General features: G+C 61.5%; 22 protein-coding genes and 1 other RNA gene. 7 read left to right on the top strand and 16 right to left on the bottom strand.

Annotated features, from left to right (window positions below; translation table 11 throughout):
• Positions 1-22: 22 nt before the first annotated feature.
• The 8 genes from EV698_RS03300 to EV698_RS03340 all read right to left on the bottom strand — a co-directional run bounded on the left by EV698_RS03300 (position 23) and on the right by EV698_RS03340 (position 8,658).
• Entirely contained in the window at positions 23-706 is a 684-nt protein-coding gene (locus EV698_RS03300) for a VIT1/CCC1 transporter family protein (protein WP_130502728.1), read from the bottom strand.
• A gap of 412 nt (positions 707-1,118) precedes the next feature.
• Positions 1,119-1,517, bottom strand: a complete 399-nt coding sequence (locus tag EV698_RS03305; RefSeq protein WP_130502729.1) for a YkvA family protein — start codon at positions 1,515-1,517, stop codon at positions 1,119-1,121.
• A 119-nt stretch (positions 1,518-1,636) separates the two neighbouring features.
• On the bottom strand, positions 1,637-2,125 hold the full coding sequence (locus EV698_RS03310; RefSeq protein ID WP_130502730.1) for a fasciclin domain-containing protein: 489 nt from the start codon (positions 2,123-2,125) through the stop codon (positions 1,637-1,639).
• 405 nt (positions 2,126-2,530) lie between these two features.
• Positions 2,531-3,307 (bottom strand): SDR family NAD(P)-dependent oxidoreductase, encoded by a 777-nt coding sequence (locus EV698_RS03320; protein ID WP_130502732.1) that lies wholly within the window; start codon positions 3,305-3,307, stop codon positions 2,531-2,533.
• A gap of 84 nt (positions 3,308-3,391) precedes the next feature.
• Positions 3,392-5,371: a dipeptide ABC transporter ATP-binding protein gene (locus EV698_RS03325; protein ID WP_130502733.1), complete on the bottom strand. Its 1,980-nt coding sequence runs from the start codon at positions 5,369-5,371 to the stop codon at positions 3,392-3,394.
• On the bottom strand, positions 5,368-6,210 hold the full coding sequence (locus tag EV698_RS03330) for an ABC transporter permease (protein ID WP_130502734.1): 843 nt from the start codon (positions 6,208-6,210) through the stop codon (positions 5,368-5,370). Before EV698_RS03330 ends, EV698_RS03325 begins: the two co-directional genes overlap by 4 nt.
• Positions 6,167-7,120 (bottom strand): ABC transporter permease, encoded by a 954-nt coding sequence (locus EV698_RS03335; protein ID WP_130502735.1) that lies wholly within the window; start codon positions 7,118-7,120, stop codon positions 6,167-6,169. The genes EV698_RS03330 and EV698_RS03335 overlap by 44 nt, the downstream gene beginning before the upstream one ends.
• Positions 7,121-7,128: 8 nt before the next feature.
• Positions 7,129-8,658, bottom strand: a complete 1,530-nt coding sequence (locus tag EV698_RS03340) for an ABC transporter substrate-binding protein (RefSeq protein ID WP_130502736.1) — start codon at positions 8,656-8,658, stop codon at positions 7,129-7,131.
• An 80-nt stretch (positions 8,659-8,738) separates the two neighbouring features.
• Here EV698_RS03340 and EV698_RS03345 point away from each other — a divergent pair, with 80 nt between their 5' ends.
• Both EV698_RS03345 and EV698_RS03350 read left to right on the top strand, forming a co-directional pair.
• Positions 8,739-9,590 (top strand): cysteine hydrolase family protein, encoded by an 852-nt coding sequence (locus EV698_RS03345; protein WP_165385709.1) that lies wholly within the window; start codon positions 8,739-8,741, stop codon positions 9,588-9,590.
• A 178-nt stretch (positions 9,591-9,768) separates the two neighbouring features.
• On the top strand, positions 9,769-11,898 hold the full coding sequence (locus tag EV698_RS03350) for a sensor domain-containing diguanylate cyclase (protein WP_165385710.1): 2,130 nt from the start codon (positions 9,769-9,771) through the stop codon (positions 11,896-11,898).
• On the opposite strand, the gene EV698_RS03355 is transcribed toward EV698_RS03350, so the two are convergent.
• The 5 genes from EV698_RS03355 to smpB all read right to left on the bottom strand — a co-directional run bounded on the left by EV698_RS03355 (position 11,895) and on the right by smpB (position 14,630).
• The gene (locus EV698_RS03355) at positions 11,895-13,007 is read right to left on the bottom strand and encodes an SLC13 family permease (protein WP_239016193.1); all 1,113 of its coding nucleotides are present in this window, start codon (positions 13,005-13,007) and stop codon (positions 11,895-11,897) included. The two genes, EV698_RS03350 and EV698_RS03355, sit on opposite strands and share 4 nt — an antisense overlap.
• 35 nt (positions 13,008-13,042) lie before the next feature.
• Positions 13,043-13,303, bottom strand: coding sequence for a helix-turn-helix transcriptional regulator (locus EV698_RS03360; RefSeq protein WP_130502739.1), 261 nt, complete (start codon positions 13,301-13,303; stop codon positions 13,043-13,045).
• A 1-nt stretch (position 13,304) separates the two neighbouring features.
• The gene (locus EV698_RS03365; protein ID WP_130502740.1) at positions 13,305-13,586 is read right to left on the bottom strand and encodes a type II toxin-antitoxin system RelE/ParE family toxin; all 282 of its coding nucleotides are present in this window, start codon (positions 13,584-13,586) and stop codon (positions 13,305-13,307) included.
• A 144-nt stretch (positions 13,587-13,730) separates the two neighbouring features.
• Positions 13,731-14,088, bottom strand: a transfer-messenger RNA (tmRNA) gene (ssrA, locus tag EV698_RS03370).
• A gap of 53 nt (positions 14,089-14,141) precedes the next feature.
• Complete coding sequence (gene smpB / locus EV698_RS03375; RefSeq protein ID WP_130502741.1) at positions 14,142-14,630, bottom strand: SsrA-binding protein SmpB; 489 nt, start codon at positions 14,628-14,630, stop codon at positions 14,142-14,144.
• Positions 14,631-14,747: 117 nt separating this feature from the next.
• Here smpB and EV698_RS03380 point away from each other — a divergent pair, with 117 nt between their 5' ends.
• A complete protein-coding gene (locus EV698_RS03380) occupies positions 14,748-15,185 on the top strand; it encodes a type II toxin-antitoxin system RatA family toxin (RefSeq protein ID WP_130502742.1) in 438 nt (145 codons plus the stop codon).
• Between the two features lie 4 nt (positions 15,186-15,189).
• Complete coding sequence (locus tag EV698_RS03385) at positions 15,190-15,495, top strand: RnfH family protein (protein WP_239016194.1); 306 nt, start codon at positions 15,190-15,192, stop codon at positions 15,493-15,495.
• Here the strand turns inward: EV698_RS03385 and EV698_RS03390 are convergent.
• Complete coding sequence (locus tag EV698_RS03390; protein WP_130502743.1) at positions 15,492-15,875, bottom strand: outer membrane protein assembly factor BamE; 384 nt, start codon at positions 15,873-15,875, stop codon at positions 15,492-15,494. The genes EV698_RS03385 and EV698_RS03390 overlap by 4 nt on opposite strands.
• A gap of 34 nt (positions 15,876-15,909) precedes the next feature.
• On the opposite strand from EV698_RS03390, the gene fur reads away from it, so the two are divergent.
• A complete protein-coding gene (gene fur, locus EV698_RS03395) occupies positions 15,910-16,398 on the top strand; it encodes a ferric iron uptake transcriptional regulator (RefSeq protein ID WP_130502744.1) in 489 nt (162 codons plus the stop codon).
• A gap of 9 nt (positions 16,399-16,407) precedes the next feature.
• Here fur and recN read toward each other — a convergent pair whose 3' ends face one another.
• On the bottom strand, positions 16,408-18,078 hold the full coding sequence (recN, locus tag EV698_RS03400) for a DNA repair protein RecN (RefSeq protein WP_130502745.1): 1,671 nt from the start codon (positions 18,076-18,078) through the stop codon (positions 16,408-16,410).
• On the bottom strand, positions 18,072-18,959 hold the full coding sequence (locus EV698_RS03405; protein WP_130502746.1) for an NAD(+) kinase: 888 nt from the start codon (positions 18,957-18,959) through the stop codon (positions 18,072-18,074). Before EV698_RS03405 ends, recN begins: the two co-directional genes overlap by 7 nt.
• 121 nt (positions 18,960-19,080) lie before the next feature.
• Here EV698_RS03405 and hrcA point away from each other — a divergent pair, with 121 nt between their 5' ends.
• Both hrcA and grpE read left to right on the top strand, forming a co-directional pair.
• Positions 19,081-20,136 (top strand): heat-inducible transcriptional repressor HrcA, encoded by a 1,056-nt coding sequence (gene hrcA, locus EV698_RS03410; RefSeq protein WP_130502747.1) that lies wholly within the window; start codon positions 19,081-19,083, stop codon positions 20,134-20,136.
• 43 nt (positions 20,137-20,179) lie between these two features.
• Entirely contained in the window at positions 20,180-20,764 is a 585-nt protein-coding gene (gene grpE, locus EV698_RS03415; RefSeq protein WP_130502748.1) for a nucleotide exchange factor GrpE, read from the top strand.
• The last annotated feature ends 2 nt before the right edge of the window (positions 20,765-20,766 follow it).

Consider the following 20,766-nt stretch of genomic DNA (forward strand, 5'->3'; position numbering starts at 1 on the left):
GCTACGAGAAACCCAGGTTTGTCTAAAATAACGTCCCTATTCCAGTGGTAACTGCCATCGCCACAGCACCCCAGAATGTAACGCGTACAGTTCCTTTTACAACGTTGGCACCGCCTGTGTAAGCGGCCAGTCCGCCAAGGATCATCAAGAAAACAACAGAGAAGACAGCGACTGCACTCTGCGTATACTCAGCTGGCGAAAGCCAAACACTCAACAAAGGGAGGCCTGCACCCACTACAAACGCGAGCGCAGAGGATCCAGCCGCCGCTAACGGGCTTGCACCGGACACTTCTGTAATGCCAATTTCATCACGCATGTGAGCGCGCAGTGCATCTTTATCCATCAACTGTTGTGCAACTTCTCTGGCAAGTTGATCATCAAGACCACGCTTTTTGTAAATCTCTGCGAGCTCTTCAATTTCTTCTTCAGGGTTTTCCTTAAGTGCCGTTCTTTCTTGCTCAACATCTGCTTTTTGGGTGTCTGCCTGGGAGCTGACAGAAACATATTCCCCTGCCGCCATCGACATAGCCCCTGCTACTAATCCTGATGAGCCGGCTAAAAGTATCGCAGTCTCAGAAGAGCCGGAAGCTGCAACACCAAGAATCAATGCTGCAGTAGAAACAACGCCATCATTGGCTCCCATTACAGCGGCACGCAGCCAACCGACCTTCTGGCTTTTATGATGCTCTTTGTGTGCTCTGTACATAGTCATATCCTGCAATTAATTTTTGACCCCTCGTTAGTTCATAAATGCTGATATAGAATACCAAGGGCTCAAGTAGCCGATTGGCCTCCGTTTATCGCTAGCAGATCATCAAGCGGGAGCCGCAGCGTGCGTCGCAGCTCAACGACAATCGCCTCCTGCGCTTCAGAGAGGCTCGCGTGCAGCGGGATGTTCATTCATTTGCCCCCTGTGCCAGCCACAGAGGATAGCTCCTCGGAGCAATGGAATCATCCGGTACCCAACATCTAGCATTTACCGACGCTTTGCACACTGGCTATACACACCACCCAGTGTGTATGCCCAGTGTGCAGAAGGTCGGAAATAGATGACAGCGCCCCTTGGCCTCGACCCCGCCGGGCCCACCGTCGTATCTGGCCGACCCGCCCAAGCTGATCTATGCGCTCTTCCACTCCGCATAGGCTTCCAGATCGGGCCTTGCGATCTCCAGGGCCAGTTTGATGACCAGCGCATCGTCCACGTAGCCGATAACCGGTATGAAATCCGGCACCACATCCACGGGCGAGACAAAGTAGAGGATCGCGCCGGTAACGGCCGCAAGCACATTCCAGGGGATCTGCGTGTAGTTTCCTCGGGAGTAGTCCGAGGCGAGGCCAATCATCAGATTGATATCCCGCCAGAGGCTTTGAATGCGACTGGGTGGCTTGCCCCCGAAGCCCTCGACTTTTCGTCTGCCTTTCCTTGATGCGTACCCGACACGCTCGCCGTCTACATTGTCGGTGTGGGTTTCGAACTGTTCGCGCGCTTTTCTTTCTTCATCGCTTGATATCGTCATAATCACCAGACCGGAAATAATCGACTCAATGCTTTTCGCCCAAAAAAATGGCCGCTCATGTCTGATAGAACACTAAGCGGCCAGTATAGAAAGTCCCGTGATGTCAGGACTTCGCTCGATTACGGCATCAGGACGCCATCAATGACATGAATAACGCCGTTGCTCGCCTCGATGTCGGTGGTGACAACCGTCGCACCGTCAATCATGACGTTCCCGTCCACGACTTCAATGCTGACATCCGAGCCCTGAACCGTTGTGGCTGAATCGAGCCCGACAACGTCCTCTGCCATCACCTTGCCCGAGACAACATGATAGGTAAGAACGGCGGTCAACTGGTCCTTGTCGGCCAGCAGAGCTTCCAGATCACTCTCCGGAATGGCTGCGAAGGCCTCGTCGGTCGGAGCGAATACCGTAAACGGGCCTTCACCCTTCAGTGTCTCGACCAGGTCGGCAGCCTGTACCGCGGTCACCAGGGTATTGAAATCGTCGGCGCCGATGGCGGTATCGACTATGTCTTTACCCATCGCGCCATCATGCTCATCCGCATTTACCGTTATGCCGATGGCAAGGAAAGCTGTGGCAGCGATTGCCTTGATTAGATTGATCATTTTTATTCCTCTAATAATTATGAGTGTGCGCTAATTGTTCAAACAAGCTGCACTCATTGATAGAGGGGAAAAAGAGGAAATGGTTCCGTGGCGACAATGACGGCCGCCGACGGGGCCCGCCGGGCTCTCCATCACAGCCGAGCGGCTCGCCCAACGCTGGCGCGAAAAAGCCCGCGTTACACGCAACTTACTTCTTCCGGCTCTTCCAGGTCCCGCCGTATTGATAAGAGCCCGCATAAGCCGCTTTGACTTCGGTCAGACACGGGCGACACAGAAAGACCCAGTCCGTGAGGTCCCCGTACCGACACCGGTAGAGGACCTCCCCGGGCTTGTTGCACATGAAACAGGCCTTGTTTCTGACTCGCATAAAGAGGCGACGGGCCTCTCCCTACCAATGCACCGGCGTTACAACGAGAAGCCACCGTCGACGGCGATCGCCTGTCCCGTCACATGCTCGGCAGCCGCCAGATAGACCGCCAGCTGTCCCATGTCCTCCGGCGTTTGCGCCTCACCCTGAGGCAGCAGTGTCTTTTGATGCCGCTCCCAGGAGTCGGCCTCCGTTTCGCCTTCCTGACGCCAGCGGCCGGCAAGGCCTTCCTCACCTCGCCACATGCCGGTGCCGACGATACCGGGACAAAGCGCATTGACGGTGACGCCTTCGGTGGCGACCTCTTTCGCGATTGCATTGGTAAAGCCGATGACGGCGAACTTCGATGCGGAGTAGTGGGAAAGATCCGGAAAGCCCACCTTGCCCGCGATGGAAGAGACATTGATGATGCGACCAAAGCCCCTCGGCCGCATGACGGCGAGCTCGGCCTGCGAGCATAGAAACACCCCCTTCGCGTTGACCGTCATTACGCGATCCCAGTCATCGCTCGAGAGCTCAGCGACCGAGCGGATGTTGAGGATGCCCGCATTGTTGACCGCGATATCCAGCTGCCCGGCGTGGGCAACGATATTATCGATGAGCTGTTTTACGGATGCAGGATCGGATACGTCGACCTCGAAGGCGCCACTCCGACGACCCAGTTTTTCAACCTCAGTCGCCGTTTCCTTTGCAATGTCGGCATCCAGGTCAGCGATCATTACATCGGCGCCGGCTCTGGCGAGCGCCATCGCGATCCCCTGGCCGATACCGCGGCCACCACCAGTCACCAGCGCCGTTTTTCCGTTAAGTTCCATGAGCTTCTCTCCCCTTATCAGGTGTTATGAACTCTCTGGAACAATAACCCATTAGTTGCCGCGGTGATGCATCAACAAAGGCCGTTACTCTCGCGACGCCCCCGGCAGCTCCTCGACCGGCAAATGGCAATGGATCTGATGCCCCGTCTCGGGTTCGCGCACCGGTGGCGGATTATCCTCGCAAACCGGCATGACATACGGGCAGCGGGAGGCGTAGGGACAGCCCGTAGGCCGATCGCCCGGCCCGGTAATCGATCCACGACCCTGGGTACTGGTATGGCCCTCGGCCATCCCGGGGATGGCGGCGAGCAACTCCGCGGTGTAGGGGTGACGCGCGCCGGTGAAAATCGCCTCGACGGGGCCGACCTCCATAATGCGGCCGAGGAATAGTACCGCCACGCGATCGGCGATATACCGAACGACGGCCAGATCATGCGAAATGAACAGGTACGCCGTGCCGCTGCGCTGCTGTAAATCGATCAACAGATCCAGTACGGCCGCCTGGACCGAGACATCGAGGGCGGACGTGGGCTCATCCAGAATAACGGCCTCGGGGTCACCCGCGAACGCCCGGGCAATGGCGACGCGCTGACGCTGCCCGCCGGAGAGTTGCGCCGGCAGGCGATTGGCAGTGTCCGCCTCGAGCGCAACCTGGTCGAGGCGCTCGGGCACGAGCGCGCGGGCCGCCCGAAAACCCAGTCCGCCCAGCTTGCGGATTGCCCGGGCCAGAGCCGGCCCCACGTGGTGGCTGGTGTTCAGCGTGTTCTCGGGCGACTGGAATACCATCTGCAGCGCCCGCCGTGTCTGTTGTCCACGCCGTCGCTGCGGACCGGGAAGCACCTTGCGATCCAGGCGCACCGTTCCGCTCTCGGGGATGGTCAAACCGGTCAACGCGCGGGCGAGGGTGCTTTTGCCACTGCCCGACTCCCCGACGAGGGCGAGCGTCTCGCCGGCACGCACGTCCAGCGTGATGCCGTCCAGGACGCGCACGTCCTTGTAGCCGACGACGAGGTCTTCAGTCTCCAGGACAACCGCGCCCGGCGCCTGTCCCGACGTTGCCGGTGGTCGGTTACCGCCCGGCGCCGCGGTGTCCTCGGGAAACAGGCACCGGCTGGTGTGCTCGGAACCGACCGACGCCAGTTCGACGGGTTGCTCGCGACACGCCGCACGCGCCACCGGACAGCGCGATGCAAACGCACAGCCGGGCGCGCGCTCTCCCAGCGCCGGCGGATAACCTGGAATCGACGCCAGCCGCTCGTCCGACCAGTGCGTATACCCGGTGGGAATGCAGTCGATAAGCGATGCCGTGTACGGATGCTGCGGACGCTCGAAGAGTTCATTTACCGGCGCCGACTCGACCACTTCGCCGGCATACATCACCGCGGCCCGATCGCAGACGGCGCGCACCACGGTCAGGTCGTGGCTGATGAGCAGCATCGCCACGTCCAGATCGCGCCGCAGATCGGCGAACAGGGACAGCACTTCGGCCTGGATGCTGGCATCCAGGGCCGTTGTGGGCTCATCGAGGACCAGCAGGTCGGGCTCGCCCGCCAACGCCATGGCAATCACCACCCGTTGCTGCATCCCGCCGGATATCTGATGCGGATAGGCATCCAGCAACTGACCGGGGTCGGCGATACGGACCTGTTCGAGGATACCCGCAGCGGCATCGATGGCTTCCTTCGCGCCAAGCCCCCGCTGGTATTCATAGATCTCGGTAATCTGCCGGCCGATGGTCAGCGACGGGTTAAGGGCTGCAGCCGGATCCTGGTAGACCGCCGCAATCGTGTTTCCCCGGTGATGTTGCAGTCGCGCCGGAGGCATCTGCATCATTGATTCGCCCATCAGACTGACCTCGCCAGTCATGATGCGCGCGTTCTCAGGCAGATAACCCAGGCTCGCCATGGCGAGCGTCGACTTGCCGCAGCCCGATTCACCGATCAGGCCCACGGCCTCGCCGGGCTCGACCTGCAAGTCGACGCCGCGCACGGCTGCGCGCCATTCGCCGCCGCGACGAAAGGCAATGGTCAAATCCTCAAAGGAAAGCAGGGGAGCGCCCGTCATTGATTTCGATCCCGCAGACCGTCGGCAATGAGTGAAAAGCCGATCACCACCGCGGCAATGGCGAGCGCCGGGGCGAGCACCGCCCACGGTGCGGTAGTGAGCAGCGCGCGGTTCGACGAGACCATAACCCCCCAGTCCGGTGCCGGTGGTTGAACACCCAGCCCCAGAAAACCCAGCGTTGCGGAGGTGAACACGGCGTAGCCCAGCCGGATCGTGCCTTCCACCATCAGCGGGCCACGAATGTTGGGCGCCACCTCGAGCACCATAACTGCCCAGTGGCCCTCACCCCGCAGCCGGGCGGCCTCGACGTATTCCTTGCGTACCTCGACGAGCGCGGCTGCACGCGCCGTCCGGGCAATCAGGGGCGCAAAGATGAGCCCGATTACCAGAATGACATTCAGCGTCGAACTGCCAAGGACGGTCAGAACGAGCAGGGCGAGAACGACAATCGGAAAGGCCATGATGGCGTCCAGCAGTCGCATGATCGCCTCATCCAGCCAGCCCCGCCCGTAAGCGGCGACCAGGCCAATCAATGTCCCGAGCCCCAGGCCCAGCAGTGTCGAGGCCGGAGCAATCGCCAGGACATAGCGCCCGCCGTGGACGACGCGGCTCAGGATATCCCGGCCATACTCATCGGTACCAAACCAGTGCTGCCACGACGGTGCCTCCGTCTGGGGGCCGACGCCCATGGCGGTGGGCTCGAAGGGCGCCACCCAGGGGGCAAGCGCCGCCGATATAACCCAGGTGGCGATGAGGACGATCCCCACCGTCAGCCCCGGTGCGGCGGCAATCGACTTAATCAGCCAGCGCACCACGGACTCGCGGGTTGAGGAGTGCATAGACCAAATCGGCGGCCAGGTTGGCGAGCGCGAATACCGCTGTTACCAGCAGCGTGCAGCCTGCGAGCAGGGGGATATCCTTGTTGAGGGCGGCGTTGTGCAACAGGCTGCCGATGCCGGGGTAGCGAAACAGGCTCTCCACGACGACGAGCCCGCCGACGAGCCAGCCGAGCTGAGCGCCCATGACCGTCACCGTCGAGAGCAGCGCGTTGCGCAGGACATGACGCCGCAACACGATCCGCTCGGGCAGGCCCTTGAGCCGTGCGGTGCGCGTGTAGTCGGCCTCCAGTGCGCTGATCATGCCCGACCGGGCCATCCGGAACAGGTAGGCGAACAACAACAGAACAAGGCACATCGCAGGCAATACCAGCCCGTGAATCACGCCCCAGAAACCGTCATCCGCCCCCGTGGTTGCTTGCACCGGAAACCATTCGAGGCCCAGTCCGAAGACGACAATCAGCAGCGTGCCCGTCACGAACTCCGGCATCGCACCCAGGGCAAGTCCGACCACGGATAGACTGCGATCGAGCACTCCGTCAGGCCGACGGCCGGCCGCTACTCCCGCCCCGACTGCCAGCGGCAGCAGAACCACAATCCCCAGTCCGGCGAGCACCAGTGAACGGCCAAAGCGCTCGAGCGCCAGGGGTAGAACCGGTGTGTTGAGTGAGGTCGATTGGCCCCAGTCACCCTGCAGGACGCCGCCAATCCAGTCGAAATAACGCTGGATCGGCGGGTCATTGAGCCCGAGTGATTCATTCAGGGCCTGCACCGCCGACTCGTCGGCAAACGGCCCCAGGATGATTCGGCCAATGTCTCCCGGCAGCACCGCGGTCATGAGGAAAATCAGAACCGAGGCGACCAGGAGCGTCACACCGAGCATCCCCAGTCGACGAAGGGTGTAGCGCAGCATTTACCGAATCAGACGACCCAGGTGCGGGTTAGATCGAGGAAGTTCGACATGTTGCCCGGCAGATCACGGACACGTGTGTTGACCGGACGGAAGCCATCCTTGAAGTAGCCGATCACCGCGGGTACCTCGTCCTGCAGGATCGTGGCCAGCTCGTTGGCAAGCCGCTCACGTTCCGCTTCGTCAGGTTCGCTCTCGAACTGATCCAGCAGCGTATCGAAGCGGTCGTTGGACCACTTCGGGACGTTCCAGTCGACCCCTCCGCGGAACGCGGCGTTCAGGAACTGCCCCGGCGTCGCCCGACTGGCCCAGTCCGTCACACCAAAGGTGACTTCCGTCCAGTGGCCATAGTAGACGTTGACCGGTTCGACCTTGAGACTGACATCAATCCCGATCGGGCTGAGCATCTGCTGGAGCATTTCCGCGTACTGCGGCAATTCGGAAAGCCGTCCGACATAAAGATCGATCGGGAAGCCATCGGGATAACCCGCCTCGGTCAGCAACGCACGAGCCTGCTCGACATCGCGCCGCCGCTGCTCGATCGTGATATCCATCGGGTAAATCGGCGCGAGCGGATGATCGTTGCCAATCGCGGCGTTGCCGCCCAGCAGTGTTTCAATTGCGTTGGGCCGATCGACGGCCAGGGCGACCGCCTGGCGCACGCGGACGTCGTTGAACGGCGCCTTGTCGGTGCGCATGGTGACCTGGGTATGGCTCGACGTGGGCTGATTGATCATGCGCACGTTGTCCTGGCCGAACAGCGGGCGGATATCGATATATCCGGCCGAGAGCATGGCGTCCGCTTCGCCGCCCTGCATGGCGATGACCTGTGACTGCGAGCCGTCGTAGAAGTCCAGCTCGACGGCGTCGAGATAGGGCAGCGGGTTGTTCCAGTAATTGGCGTTGCGCGACAACCGCGCCCCTCCCTGGGGACGGTACTCGTCGAGCTTGAACGGCCCGGTGCCGATCGGGTTGTTGGCGAAATCGCCCTCGTAGTCGGCAGGCAGAATCACCGCGTTGTAGACATGCGTGTAATACGGGAACGCGCCGACCGGGCGATCGAGCTCGAATCGAACGGAATAGCGGCCGTTCGCGGTGACATTCTGCGGTTGCAGGAAATCGAGCTGGGCGGCACCGGCCGAGCCACTGTCGGGCTCGACCAAGCGCTGGAAGCTCGCCACCACGTCGGCGCTGGTCATCTCCCGGCCATCATGGAATTGCACGCCCTCGCGTAGCTGGAAATTCCAGACGCGGGCGCCGTCTTCCGAGTTCCAGTCAGTGGCGAGCACCGGGCGCAGGCTCAGGTCATCCTCGGCCCAGACCAGGTACTCGGCAATCTGCTGGACGATGGCAATGGTGCCACCCCCACTCATGGTGACAGGCTCGAGGTTATCGGCCAGGGGCACGGCAACGCTGAGCGTCCCGCCACGGCTCGGCTCCTGGGCCCGCCCGATGATGGGCCAGGTCCCGGTTGCGGTGGCCGCACCGGCAATACCCAGTGTCTGCATTATGCGGCGGCGACGACGATCGATACTGTCCATGCGTGTTTGCTCCGATAAATAATATTCATCACTATAACCGATGCTCACCTCTAAAAACCATGGCTTTAAGGAGATCGGCGATGGAAGGGAATGACGAGAAAATCCTGACCCTGGCAGAGGCCTTACAGGCACCACGCAAGCACCGCGACAGGGATCTGGCGCTCGAGCCGATGCCCAACCACTCCAGCACACCCGGAGGACCGAATGATCAACCGCTGGCGTTCTGGGCTTCCTGGGATTTGAACCATAGACCTCGCCGGATTGCGCTGCTGCTCGATGACTGCCAGGAGGAGTATCGACCCTATGCCGGAGAGATCCTGCCGAACCTGACCAGGCTGGTAGAGACGTTCCGCTCGGCGCAGTCAGCTAGTGACGGCGTCCGCATCGCGTGGAGTGCCTGGACCCGGACCTTTGACGACGGGATCAGTAATGCGATGGATCGATGGTACGGACCAAGAGGCCTGCGACCGGACGATCCGGTGAATGCCGTGTATGTATTCGGCGGTGGGCCAGCAATGGAGCCGCTGTCAGAGATTGCCCCGACCGAAGAAGAACTTGCCGGCGGCTGGTTCTACCACGGCAAGCATCTGGACATGTTCTGGAATTTCGACGAAAACGGCCGTTCGTATCTCGACGAAAAATTGAAGGCCGCTGGAATCGACACTATCGTGCTGTCGGGCCTGTGGACAGATGAATGTATTCTCGCGACCGCTTACGCCGGCAATTCGCGAGGATACGATGTCGTGCTGGCGCATGACGCGATCGCAACGGCGACTGCCAATCACGAAATCGCACTGAAGGTCGCCAGCAGCACGGTCGGGAAAGTGGTCTCCACGCATGACGTTATCCACTACATGGAAAACGACTTCATCACGGGCGAAGTAGGCGCCGTGAAGGGGACGAGCCATCCCGATGGCAGGAAAGAAGACTGAGTTATGCACACGCCCTCTACACACGAATCTGTGTGTATTCACAGTGTGTGAGCGGTCACTTGCGCTGCATCATCTGTATCTGATTGAAACGTAGACGCCAGTCCACTACTTTTGGCAGAACATGGGTCTGCATGCGCATCTGCAGACACTGATCAGTCCAGTCGTATAGATGAAGCGCATGTCCCTGAATTTGCGAACTAAATTCTTCGAAATCGCCATTGAGCAGACCGACTTCCCCGTATGTATTACGACGGCGGTGCTGGACCCGCCCGGGCCGACCACACTGCACGTCAACGAGGCGTTCATCCGCCTGACGGGTCATCCCCGCGGGGCATTGATCGGCGCCACGCCGCGCCTCCACCAGGGACCGGCGACGGATCGCACTGAACTCGACCGATTGAGGGAGGACCTCGCGGCGGGTGAGGTTTTCAACGGCGTCGTCTGGAACATTCGCCGCGACGGGACAAACTATCAAGTAGAGTGGTGTGTTGTTCCCCTGCGCTCCGGCGATGGAGACATCGATCACTTTGCATCGGTCCAGCGCGATATCACCCACGGTTCGGAGTCCCGTCAGATGCTGATGGATGAGACCGAGCGCATGCGCGCGCTCCTGCAATCGGCGATGCTCGAAGATCCCGAAGACGAGATCGAGGAGCGTGGCTACAACGCTGAGGTTAGCCGTGATCAGGCGCAGGCGATTCTGAAAAGCTCACCGGTGGGTGTCGCCTTCATCGATCACCGGCGTCGTATTCAGCAGGTCAATCCCGCGCTCGAGCGGCTTCTTGGCTACACGGCGAGTGAGATGGTCGGTTTTGATACGAGCCGCTTTTATGCGGACAAGGCCGGATTCGAGCGTGTGGGTGCCGAAGTCTACCCGGCCATGGCGGCGGGTGAGGCTTACGAGATCATCGTGGATCTGCAACGCTCTGACGGCACCATCATTACGGTCTCAATGAAAGGCCAGCAAGTCGGTTCCTCGACGAAAGAGGGCAATATATGGGTCTTGCAGGATGTGACCCAACAGCACGCACGTGAACGCTCGCTGCGGACCTATCAGGCCGTTTTCGAGAGCTCCCGGGATGCAGTGGTATTCACCGCGGAAGACGGCTGTTTCACGCATGTTAACCCGACAGCGATGGCGCTCTTCGAGGTACCGGACCGCGCCACATTCCTGCGGGAATTCAATACCCCCGCCGGGTTGTCGCCGGTGTTTCAGCCCGATGGTCGGCGCTCCGAAGATAGCGCAAGCACGCTGCTTCGGGAGGCCTTCGATAAGGGTGAAGTCCTGTTCGAGTGGCAATACCAGACCCGGACGGGGCGAACGTTTCCCGCCGAGGTCCTCCTCAGTCGTGTTGATCTGGGCGATCAGTCGATTCTCGAGGCGAACATCCGTGATCTCACGGAGAAGAGAGCGGCGATGGATGCGCTCCAGCGGGCCCGGGATCGTGCCGAGGCGTATTTCGAAGCCGTTCCAGTCCTGGTCATGGTCATCGACATGTGGGGACAGATCACCGAGATCAATCAGGCCGGTTGCGAGCTGCTCGGTCTCCCGCGCGAGGAGATTATCGGGACCGGCTGGTTCGATCGGTTCGTACCCTCGGATGAGGCGCTCCGATTGAGGAATACGTTTCAGGCATTGCGGGCAGGCGATACAAAGCTGACCGAATATATTGAGAATCGAATTGTTACGGCAAGCGGCCTGGAGCGGATCGTCGCCTTCCGCAATGTGTTGCTCAGGGATGATGCGGGCGAGGTCTTGAGCATTCTTGCCTCTGGCGTGGATATCACCCAGCAGCGCGAGACCGAGGCCGATCTTGAGCATCGCGCGACGCATGACCCGCTCACCGGAGTGTTTAACCGGCGACGCATGAGCGAGCTGATCGACGCGGAAATAGAGCGCGTTGAACGATACGGCCAGCGCACTAACGACGCGTTCAGTGCAATCCTGTTCGACGTGGACCACTTTAAATCGGTCAACGATCGCTACGGGCATGACGTGGGCGATTCGGTGCTAAAGGAACTGGTTGCCGTGGCGAGTCAGCGGCTGCGAGATGTGGATAGCCTCTGTCGCTGGGGTGGAGAGGAGTTCCTTGTTTTGCTACCCGCTACCCCTCAGGCGGACGCGTATGGCGTCGCCGAGGCGCTGCGTTGCCGGGTCGCCGAGACCGAATTTAGCGGAGTGGGCCGGATCACCATCAGCCTGGGCGTCGCGGCTTTCGATGACCGGGCCACACGGCAGCAGTTCCTCAAGCGTGTCGACAATAGAGCCTATGCCGCGAAACACAGCGGGCGTAATTGCGTCCGCTAAACGTCATTGGCCAACATCGCAACCGCCCAGCCCGCGATCACCAGCGGGATCGACCACGCGTGGAACGCGCCCCATAAATGTGGGCGACGCGCCAGACGAAGCGCGATCAGATTGGCCATGGACCCGATCGCCAGGCCGAAGCCGCCGACGTTCACCCCCCAGGCAACGGCCCGCCAGTCGCCGGTCAGCTGATCCAGGAGGATGGCCGCCGGGACATTGGAAATGACCTGCGAGAGTAGTGTCCCGGTGGTCAGCCAGCCCCCCGGTAGCTGCGAGATCCGGTGCGCGATGTCTGTAACTGCCGGAAAATCGGCGATGATTCCGAGGGTTGCGAACATCAGTGCGAAAACGCCCAGCAGCGTCCAGTCGACGTTGAGCAGAACACTGCGACGGGTGAGAGCAACGAGGGCGACCATCAGGCCGACGGCGATTGGCGCGAATCCCGCCTCGACCAGTCCCAGAAATAATGGGTAACCGATCAGCGCGGCGGTAGCCAGTCGTCGATCGATACGCTCCGCCGTAATCGATGCCTGATGCAGGAGCGGGCGGGCGCTGAAGGCGAGCGGCACAAGCGCCAGCACGAGCAGTAGCAACCCGCCGGCGAGGGGAAGCATGGCCAGTGTGAAGTCGACGAATCCAGCGGGGGAAGATCGCCACAGCAGCAGATTCTGGGGATTGCCTACCGGTGTGAGGGCCGATCCCGCATTGACGGCGAACGCCTGGAAGATGACCAGCCGCCCCAGCAGGCGATCGTTGTCGTTAATCAGCCGAAGCGTCAGCGGCACCGTAACGAAGAGCGCCACGTCGTTGGTGACAACGGCGGCGAGCAGCGCCGAGAACACGACGAGCACCCATGCCAGCCGCCGCTCGGTGGCCATCCGGGTGAGCAGCCAGCCCCCGGCATGGGTCAGAAAACCGCTCGACGCCAGGCCGGCACTGAGCAGCATCAGGCCGGCCAGCGCCATGAGCGTCTGCCAGTGCACGTAGCCCACTACCTCGCCCACCGACGGCTGATCGATGATCAGAAGCGGGATCAGGGCAAATAGCAGGCCCAGCAGGAGATAATCCTCGCCGATCCGGGCGAGGGCGTTTCGGAAGATGGTGATCAAAAGCCTCGGAAAGACGGTCGCCTAAGAGCCGCTGGTTATGCGGCTGACTCGCCCTCGACATCCCAACCAGGAAACACGAGGACCGCAGGGTGACAATGCAAAGCCCGCGCCAGAACCTTGGCACGGTCTACACCGAGACGAACGCGACCATTCTCTATGGCAGAGATGGTGGATTGAGATATTCCGGTAGCGCTAGCCAATCCATTCTGACTCATCTCCTGCAGTTCACGCAGGATGCGGACTGACTCACCAACAGAAACTTCCATCCGCTTCTTGGCTTTACGATACTCGCTCATGTCAATTCCTCCTGTAATCGTGGGGAGTTACCTTCTCAACTTCTACAAGCACCTGATCTTTTTCCACTCGGTAGATGACGCGGTACTGGATATTGAGTCGCGACGACCGAAATCCTTTCCATCTACCGGACAAAGCTTCGTCGTTGAAACCCCGAATGTGGCGCAGCCCCTGAGGTCCCGAGATGGCGACAATATCTTTCCATTTCTCGTACCGCTTCTGGACCTCGACAGGCGCTGCCGCCAGGTTTTTCGCCACTCTCCTGTGCTCGAATATCTCCCACATACCACAGAAGGTATATATACCATATATGGTATGTCAACTCGGCAGGAGCGGATCCCGATGAATGCTCTGGACGTAAAAAAGCCCCGAAAACGGGGCTTTTGAGGCGTTTCAGTAGACGTTGGTGGATCTCCTGAAACTCTTGGATGGTGGAGACGGCGGGAATCGAACCCGCGTCCGAAGGACCTCCGCTACAGGGTCTACATGCTTAGCGCCGTCTTTATTTTTAGCAGCCACCGACCCAACGGCCAGGGTCAGGTTGCCGCGATCCCGTTATGTTTCGCCGCGCGAGTCCGGGCTCCTCGCGGGGCTAGCCTGTGTAATATGCCTGTTCTACACCCAACCACAGGCGATCGAGTGCGAACAGCTCACGGGTGTTTAGGCCGCGAGAGCGAAGTTGTCGTCGTTGGCAACTATCTTTTTTGTCACATTGTTAACGAGGTTGAGTGACGTCCCCGGCATGCACCTGGAGTTTCGCGACCTTCGTCGAAGCCATGTCGTCCCCAGATAGTTCACTAGACAGGTTAGCGCGTACCGGGTTCCGGGGGAAGGGGGCGGTTAAACGCGGTGCTTGAGCAGGCGTCCCTTCTCGCGCTGCCAGTCGCGTTCCTTCTTGTCCGCGCGCTTGTCATGCTGCTTCTTGCCCTTGGCAAGCCCGATGCTGAGCTTCGCCCGGCCGCGCGACCAGTGCATGTCGAGCGGCACCAGGGTATAACCGCGCTGTTCGGTGGCGCCGACGAGCTTGGCGAGCTCTTTCTGATGGAGTAGCAGTTTGCGCGTCCGCGTCGGGTCGGGATGGATATGCGTCGATGCGGTTGGCAGGGGCGGCAGGTTGCACCCGATCAGGAACGCCTCGCCGTTGCGGATGAAAACATACGCCTCGGTGAGGTTGGCACGCCCGGCACGCAGGCTCTTGACCTCCCAGCCCTGCAGTACAAGCCCCGCCTCGAATCGCTCCTCGATGAAGAATTCAAAGCGCGCACGACGATTGACGACGATGCTCGAGTCGTCGCCGCCGGATTTCTTTTTGCCTGATTTCTTGCTCACCTGTCCAGTTTAACGGGGCGGAGGCCCGGCATCCAATGCTGCATGACGGCAATGAGCCGATGCGCGGAGTTTGTTACCATTCGATGCTGTTTTATCGGCAACGCTCGAGCACACCGCATGACCACCGTTTCACGCTCCGCCATCGTCAGGTATTCCGCGCACCAGATGTTCGATCTGGTGGACGATGTGGAGCGCTACGAGGATTTCCTGCCCTGGGTAAAGCGAAGCCATGAGCGCGAGCGCAGCGAGGATCGGGTCGTTGGCGAACTGCTGTTCTCGAAGGCGGGCTTCGAGAAATCCTTTGTCACCCGCAACCATCGCCACCCCGGAAAACGGATCGAGATCCGCCTGGTCGAGGGTCCGTTCCGGCATCTGGAGGGGGTCTGGCGCTTCGAGCCGATGGGCGATGGCGCCTGCAAGGTCTCGGTGGATCTGGAGTTCGAGTTCTCCAGCCGGCTGCTCGCGATGGCCTTTGGCAAGGTTTTCACACAGGTTGCCGGCACGCTCGTCGATTCGTTCGTGACCCGGGCCAACGCCTGTTACGGGCCGCGCTGAGCCGATGGTCAACAAACCGATGATCACCGTCGAAGTAGCCTATGCGCTCCCGTCGGACCAGCGTTTGATCAGCCTCGACCTGCCATCCGGGGCCACCGCCCGCGAGGCGATCCAGCAATCCGGACTGCTCGCCGAGTTTCCCGGTCTCGATCCGGCGGAATCGGGGATCGGGATCTTCTCGCAGCCGGTTGACCTCGATACCGCCCTCAATGACGGAGATCGGGTGGAAATCTACCGCCCGTTGCAAATCGATCCGAAGGCGCAACGCCGAGCGCGGGCTCGAACGCAGCGCGAGTCTCGGCAGGGCTAACCCGTCGGGTCGGACAGCGGGTGATCGGCGTCAACGAAATCACCCTGCGCACCGGAGAGTCCACCTTCGTCGAACCGAAGCGTCAGGCGCCTCGAGACGGCCTCGACATCGGCGCTGCGGGGTTCGACCTCGTAGACATAATCCCATCGGTTGTCGGTGAAGGGATCCTCGATAGTGGGTGGGCCCAGCACGTATCGGACCTGTCGCTCGGTCATCCCCGGGCGGAGCTTGTCGACCGCCTCTTCATCGATCAATGTGCCCTGACGGATCTCGGGTTTGTAGAGGAAAGGAAGGTTGTCGACGGTGCTGGTGCAGCCTGCCACGAGCGTGGCAATAATAGTGGCTGCGATGATCCGTTTGCCGGTATATACTGGAATCATTATAAAGAGAACGTCGTTCCGAGTGGTTTAGCCAATGGTAACTCAAGCCCGTCCCGTCTCACACATTCCCTGGGAAATCAGCCACGAGTCGGATGAGCTCCGCCGCGCGGGACTGAAGGCCACGGCGCCGCGACTCAAGATCCTGCGCATCCTCGCGGGTCGCGAGCGTGCGCACCTGGCCGCCGAAGAGGTCTACCAGCGTCTGCACGACGACGGCGAGGATATCGGGCTCGCCACGGTCTATCGTGTGCTCACCCAGTTCGCCGAGGCCGGCATTGTCATTCGGCATAATTTCGACAGCGATCGGGCGGTGTTCGAGCTCAACTCGGGCATTCAGCACGATCACCTGGTCTGCGTCGATTGCGGCAAGGTGGAGGAATTCAAGGATCGGGTCATCGAGCGCCGCCAGGCGGATGTCGCGGCGGTCTCCGGTTACCAGCTGCAGAGCCATTCGCTCATCCTCTACGGCCGCTGTCCGGACTGCGCGAAGGCGGCACGTCGCGAGGGCGAGACGACGCCGTAGAATCCGCCGTCAACCCGCCTGGTCGAGCATCTCGCGGGCATGGTTCAGGGTTTTCTCGGTGATGGCGAGTCCGCCGAGCATGCGGGCGATCTCGTCGATGCGCTGTTCCGCCGACAGCGCCTGGACGTCGGTCACCGTTCGGCCAGTCTCGGTCTGGCGCTTTTCCACCTGCAACTGATTCATCCCCTGCGCGGCAACCTGGGGCAAATGGGTAATACAGATCACCTGATGATGCCGCGCGAGGTCCCGCAACTGCCGTCCGACGACCTCGGCGACGGCGCCGCCAATGCCGCTGTCCGCCTCGTCGAAGATCAGTGATGGCAGCTCGGCGGTATCGGCGGTGGCCACTTCCAGCGCCAGGCCGATGCGCGAGAGTTCGCCGCCCGAGGCGATCTTCTGCAGTGGGGCGGGGCGCTGATCGGCATTGGTGCGAATATCGAAGCGCACCCGATCCGCGCCATGGGGAGATGGCGCGGCCTCGAGACTGGGCTCGACCACGATGATCAGTTCGGCGCCCGCCATACCCAGCTCGCCGAGGAGCGTGCCGACGCGCTTGCCGAGCGTTTCGGCCGCGGTCTGGCGAGAGGCCGAGAGCTTTTCCGCCGCCGCACGATAGTCCCCGAGCAGTTCGGCCTGTTCCGCCTGCAGGGTAACGAGCCGCTCGTCCGCCGATTCCAGCCGTTCGAGCTCGTAGCGCAAGCGCTCGGTATGCGTTGCAAGATCCTCGGGCTCGATCTGGTGCTTGCGGGCCAGGTCATGGAGCTGGGTCAGCCGATCCTCTACCGCCTGCAGTCGTTGCGGATCCATCTCCATGTGGTCGGCGAACGCCCGCAGCGCCTGGCACGCCTCGTCGATCTGGACCTGGCCCGTGGCAAGCAGCTGCTGGATCTCGGTCATCTGCGCGTCGACGTCGAGATGCGGCTGCAGGTCACGCTCGGCGCTCGCCACCAGCGACTGGGCGCTTATCTCGCCATCGTAGAGCGCCTCGAGGCTGCGCTGGCATGCCGCCATGATGTCGCCGGCACTGGCGAGGCGGCGTTGCTCATGCTCCAGATCGGCAAATTCCTCTGCGCTGGGTGCCGCCTCGTCGAGCTCCTTGAGCTGATAGCGGAGCAGGTCGATGCGATCCTGGTGATCGGCGCTACCCCCGCTGAGCGATTCGATCTCGGCGTTGACGTCGCGCCAGCGTGAATGTAGATCGGCTACGGTCGCCAGGTGTTCGGGATGCACCGCAAAGCCGTCCAGCGTGCGCCGCTGTATATCGGTGCGCATCAACGCCTGGTGGGCGTGCTGGCCGTGGATGCCCATCAGCCGCGCGCCAAGCTGCTCGAGCTGGTAGCGGGTCACGGGGCGGCCGTTGATCCACGCCTGGGAGCGGCCGCTGCGCTGCACGACCCGGCGGATCAGGCAGTCGTCGTCCTCATCGAGGGACTCCTCGCTCAGCCAGGCGCGCGCCCTGGGCGTGTCGGACACATCGAAGATGCCATGGATCTCGCTGCGCTTTGCCGTCTCCGGGACCATCGAGGTGTCCGCCCGATCGCCCAGGCACAGCCCCAGCGCATCGAGCAGGATCGATTTGCCGGCGCCGGTCTCGCCGGTGAGCACGGTCAGTCCGGTCTCGAAGTTGAGGCCGAGGTAATCAATAATCGCGAAGTCACGGATTTCGATACGATTCAGCATGGTGGCGCGCCATCTCCCCAGTGCAGCTTCGCACGAAGGATATCGAAGTAGCGGTGCCCCGGTGGGTGCACAAGTCGCAGCGCATGCGGATAGGCAACGATATCCAGCCGTCCCTCGCGTGTAAGCGCCAGGTCGGTCTGGCTGTCGCAGCTGACATGGACATGATCGATGGATGCGTCCTGCACCCGCACTTCGATATGGCTACTGGCACTGATCACCAGCGGTCGATTGCTAAGCGTGTGCGGCGATATCGGGACCATCGCCACGGCATTGATGCCGGGGTGCATGATCGGCCCGCCGCCGGACAGGGCATAGGCGGTGGATCCGGTGGGGGTGGAGATGATCAGGCCGTCGGAGCGGTGACGGTTACAGGGTTCACCGTCGATCCAGGTCTCGAACTCGATCATTCGCGCGGTGTTCCAGCGCTGCAGCACGACCTCGTTGACAGCCGGAGCGCGGGCCACGATCCGATCGTCGGCAACGACTCGGGCCTCGAGCATGAGCCGCTCTTCGATGTGCATATCACCATCGATTACGCGTCTGATCTCATCGAAGCGATCCGGTGAGACATCGACCAGGAACCCCAGCCGGCCGCGGTTTACACCCAGGATCGGAACCTGTTGCGCCGCCACGCGCTTGCCGGCGTGGAGCAGTGTTCCGTCACCACCGACAACGATCAGCAAATCCAGGTCTGCGGCGACGGATTCCAGGTGCACGATGGGCGGTGAACCGGCAGAGGGGTCAATCGCCTCTCCGATGGCGTCGTCGAGGAAAACCTCCAGTCCGCGTCCATCAAGCTCCTCAACGAGCTTTTGAATCGTATCGATAACCGCGTCGTCGCCCGGTTTACCTGTGATTGCGATACGTTGGAACGGTTGCATGCAGACCCCTCGACAATTCATTTCCAACCTAGCACGGCGGTCGCAAATTGACAGCCATGGGGGCGGTTGATAGCTTGAATTGGCACTCGGCATTCACGAGTGCCAATCCCGGGAGGAAACCATGGCCCAGCGACATCGCGACGAGCCACTCAGCGCTCGTTCGCAGCATCTGTTAAAGGTGCTGGTCCATCGCTATATCCGCGACGGCCAGCCCGTCGGCTCCCGAGCGTTGACCCGCGAGACCGGGCTCGATCTCAGCGCGGCGTCGATTCGCAATGTCATGGCCGATCTGGAAGAGGCGGGCTATATCCGCTCGCCGCACACCTCTGCAGGTCGCATCCCCACGGATCGCGGTTACCGGTTCTTCGTCGATACCCTGTTGAGCGGTCACCGCGACAGCGGGCTCAATGCCGAAACCCTGCGCATACGGCTCGATGGCGAGGGGAGCACCGATTCACTGGTGGACTCGGCCTCGAACATTCTCTCCGGGCTGACCCATCTCGCGGGTGTCGTGACGCTGCCGCGGCGGGATTACGGGGCGATCCGGCATATCGAGTTCCTGCCGCTGTCGCGGCGCCGGATCCTGGCCATTCTCGTGGTCAATGACGCCGAGGTGCAGAACCGGGTGATCGAGACCGAGCGCGATTACACCGCGGCAGAGCTCCAGCAGGTATCGAACTACCTGTCGGCGGAATTCGCGGGCAAGAGCGTGGGTGAGGTCCGCCGCGGCCTGCTAGAGGCGATGCAGGCGGACCAGCACGACGTCAACGCCCTCATGAACTCGGCGATCGCGGTGGCACGTGAGCTTTTCGCGGATGACGAGAGCCGGGATGACGATTTCGTCATGGCGGGCGAGACCAATTTGATGACCCTCGCCGAGCTCTCGAGCGTCGACAAGCTCAAGGAGCTGTTCGAGGCGTTCGATCGCAAACGCGACATTCTCCACCTGCTCGATCGCTGTCTCTCCGCGGACGGTGTGCAGATTTTTATCGGCCAGGAGTCGGGGTACCAGGCGTTTGACGGGGTCAGCCTGGTGACCTCCACCTACCAGAGCGACGACAACGTTCTGGGCGTGCTCGGTGTGATCGGACCGACGCGCATGGAATACGATCGCGTGATCCCCATCGTTGATGTAACGGCACGTCTGCTCGGTCATGCCTTGAAACCAACGCATTGATCCCCACTTCTTCGCGCAGGCGATTCCAACACCGGAGCGAGACATGAACGAAGACGATAAACAGGCCGCGCAGCCCGACAATCAACAGCCGACCGATACCGGGGAGACCGTCGAGGCGGAGGGCGAGCAGCGAACGCCCGAGGAGCTCAGTGCGGCACTCGAGGCCGCCGAGGCTCGCGCGCAGGAGAACTGGAGCGAGTACCTGCGTGCCCGCGCCGAGATGGAAAACCTGCGCCGGCGGTCCGAGAAGGATGTCGCCGCGGCCCGGCAGCAGTCGCTCGAGAAGCTCGCCGGTGAACTCCTCGCGGTCAAGGACAGCCTCGAGATGGGGTTGAAGGCCGCGCAGGAAGAGAACGCCGATGCAGCGCGACTGGCCGAAGGCTCGGAGTTGACGCTGCGGATGTTCGATCAGGCGCTCGGGAAATTCAGCATCGAGGAGATTGATCCGCAGGGCGAGCGCTTCGATCCGGAACGTCACGAGGCGATGACCGCACAGGAGACCGCCGACTACGATCCGAACACCGTGGTGAACGTCATCCAGAAAGGCTATCGGATCGGCGAGCGTCTGCTTCGGCCGGCACGGGTCATCGTGTCGAAAGCCCCGTCGGATTCCGGCGACGGGGCTTGAAA

Origin of the sequence: Spiribacter vilamensis, from assembly GCF_004217415.1 — a bacterium.
In the GTDB taxonomy this organism is placed as follows: domain Bacteria; phylum Pseudomonadota; class Gammaproteobacteria; order Nitrococcales; family Nitrococcaceae; genus Spiribacter; species Spiribacter vilamensis.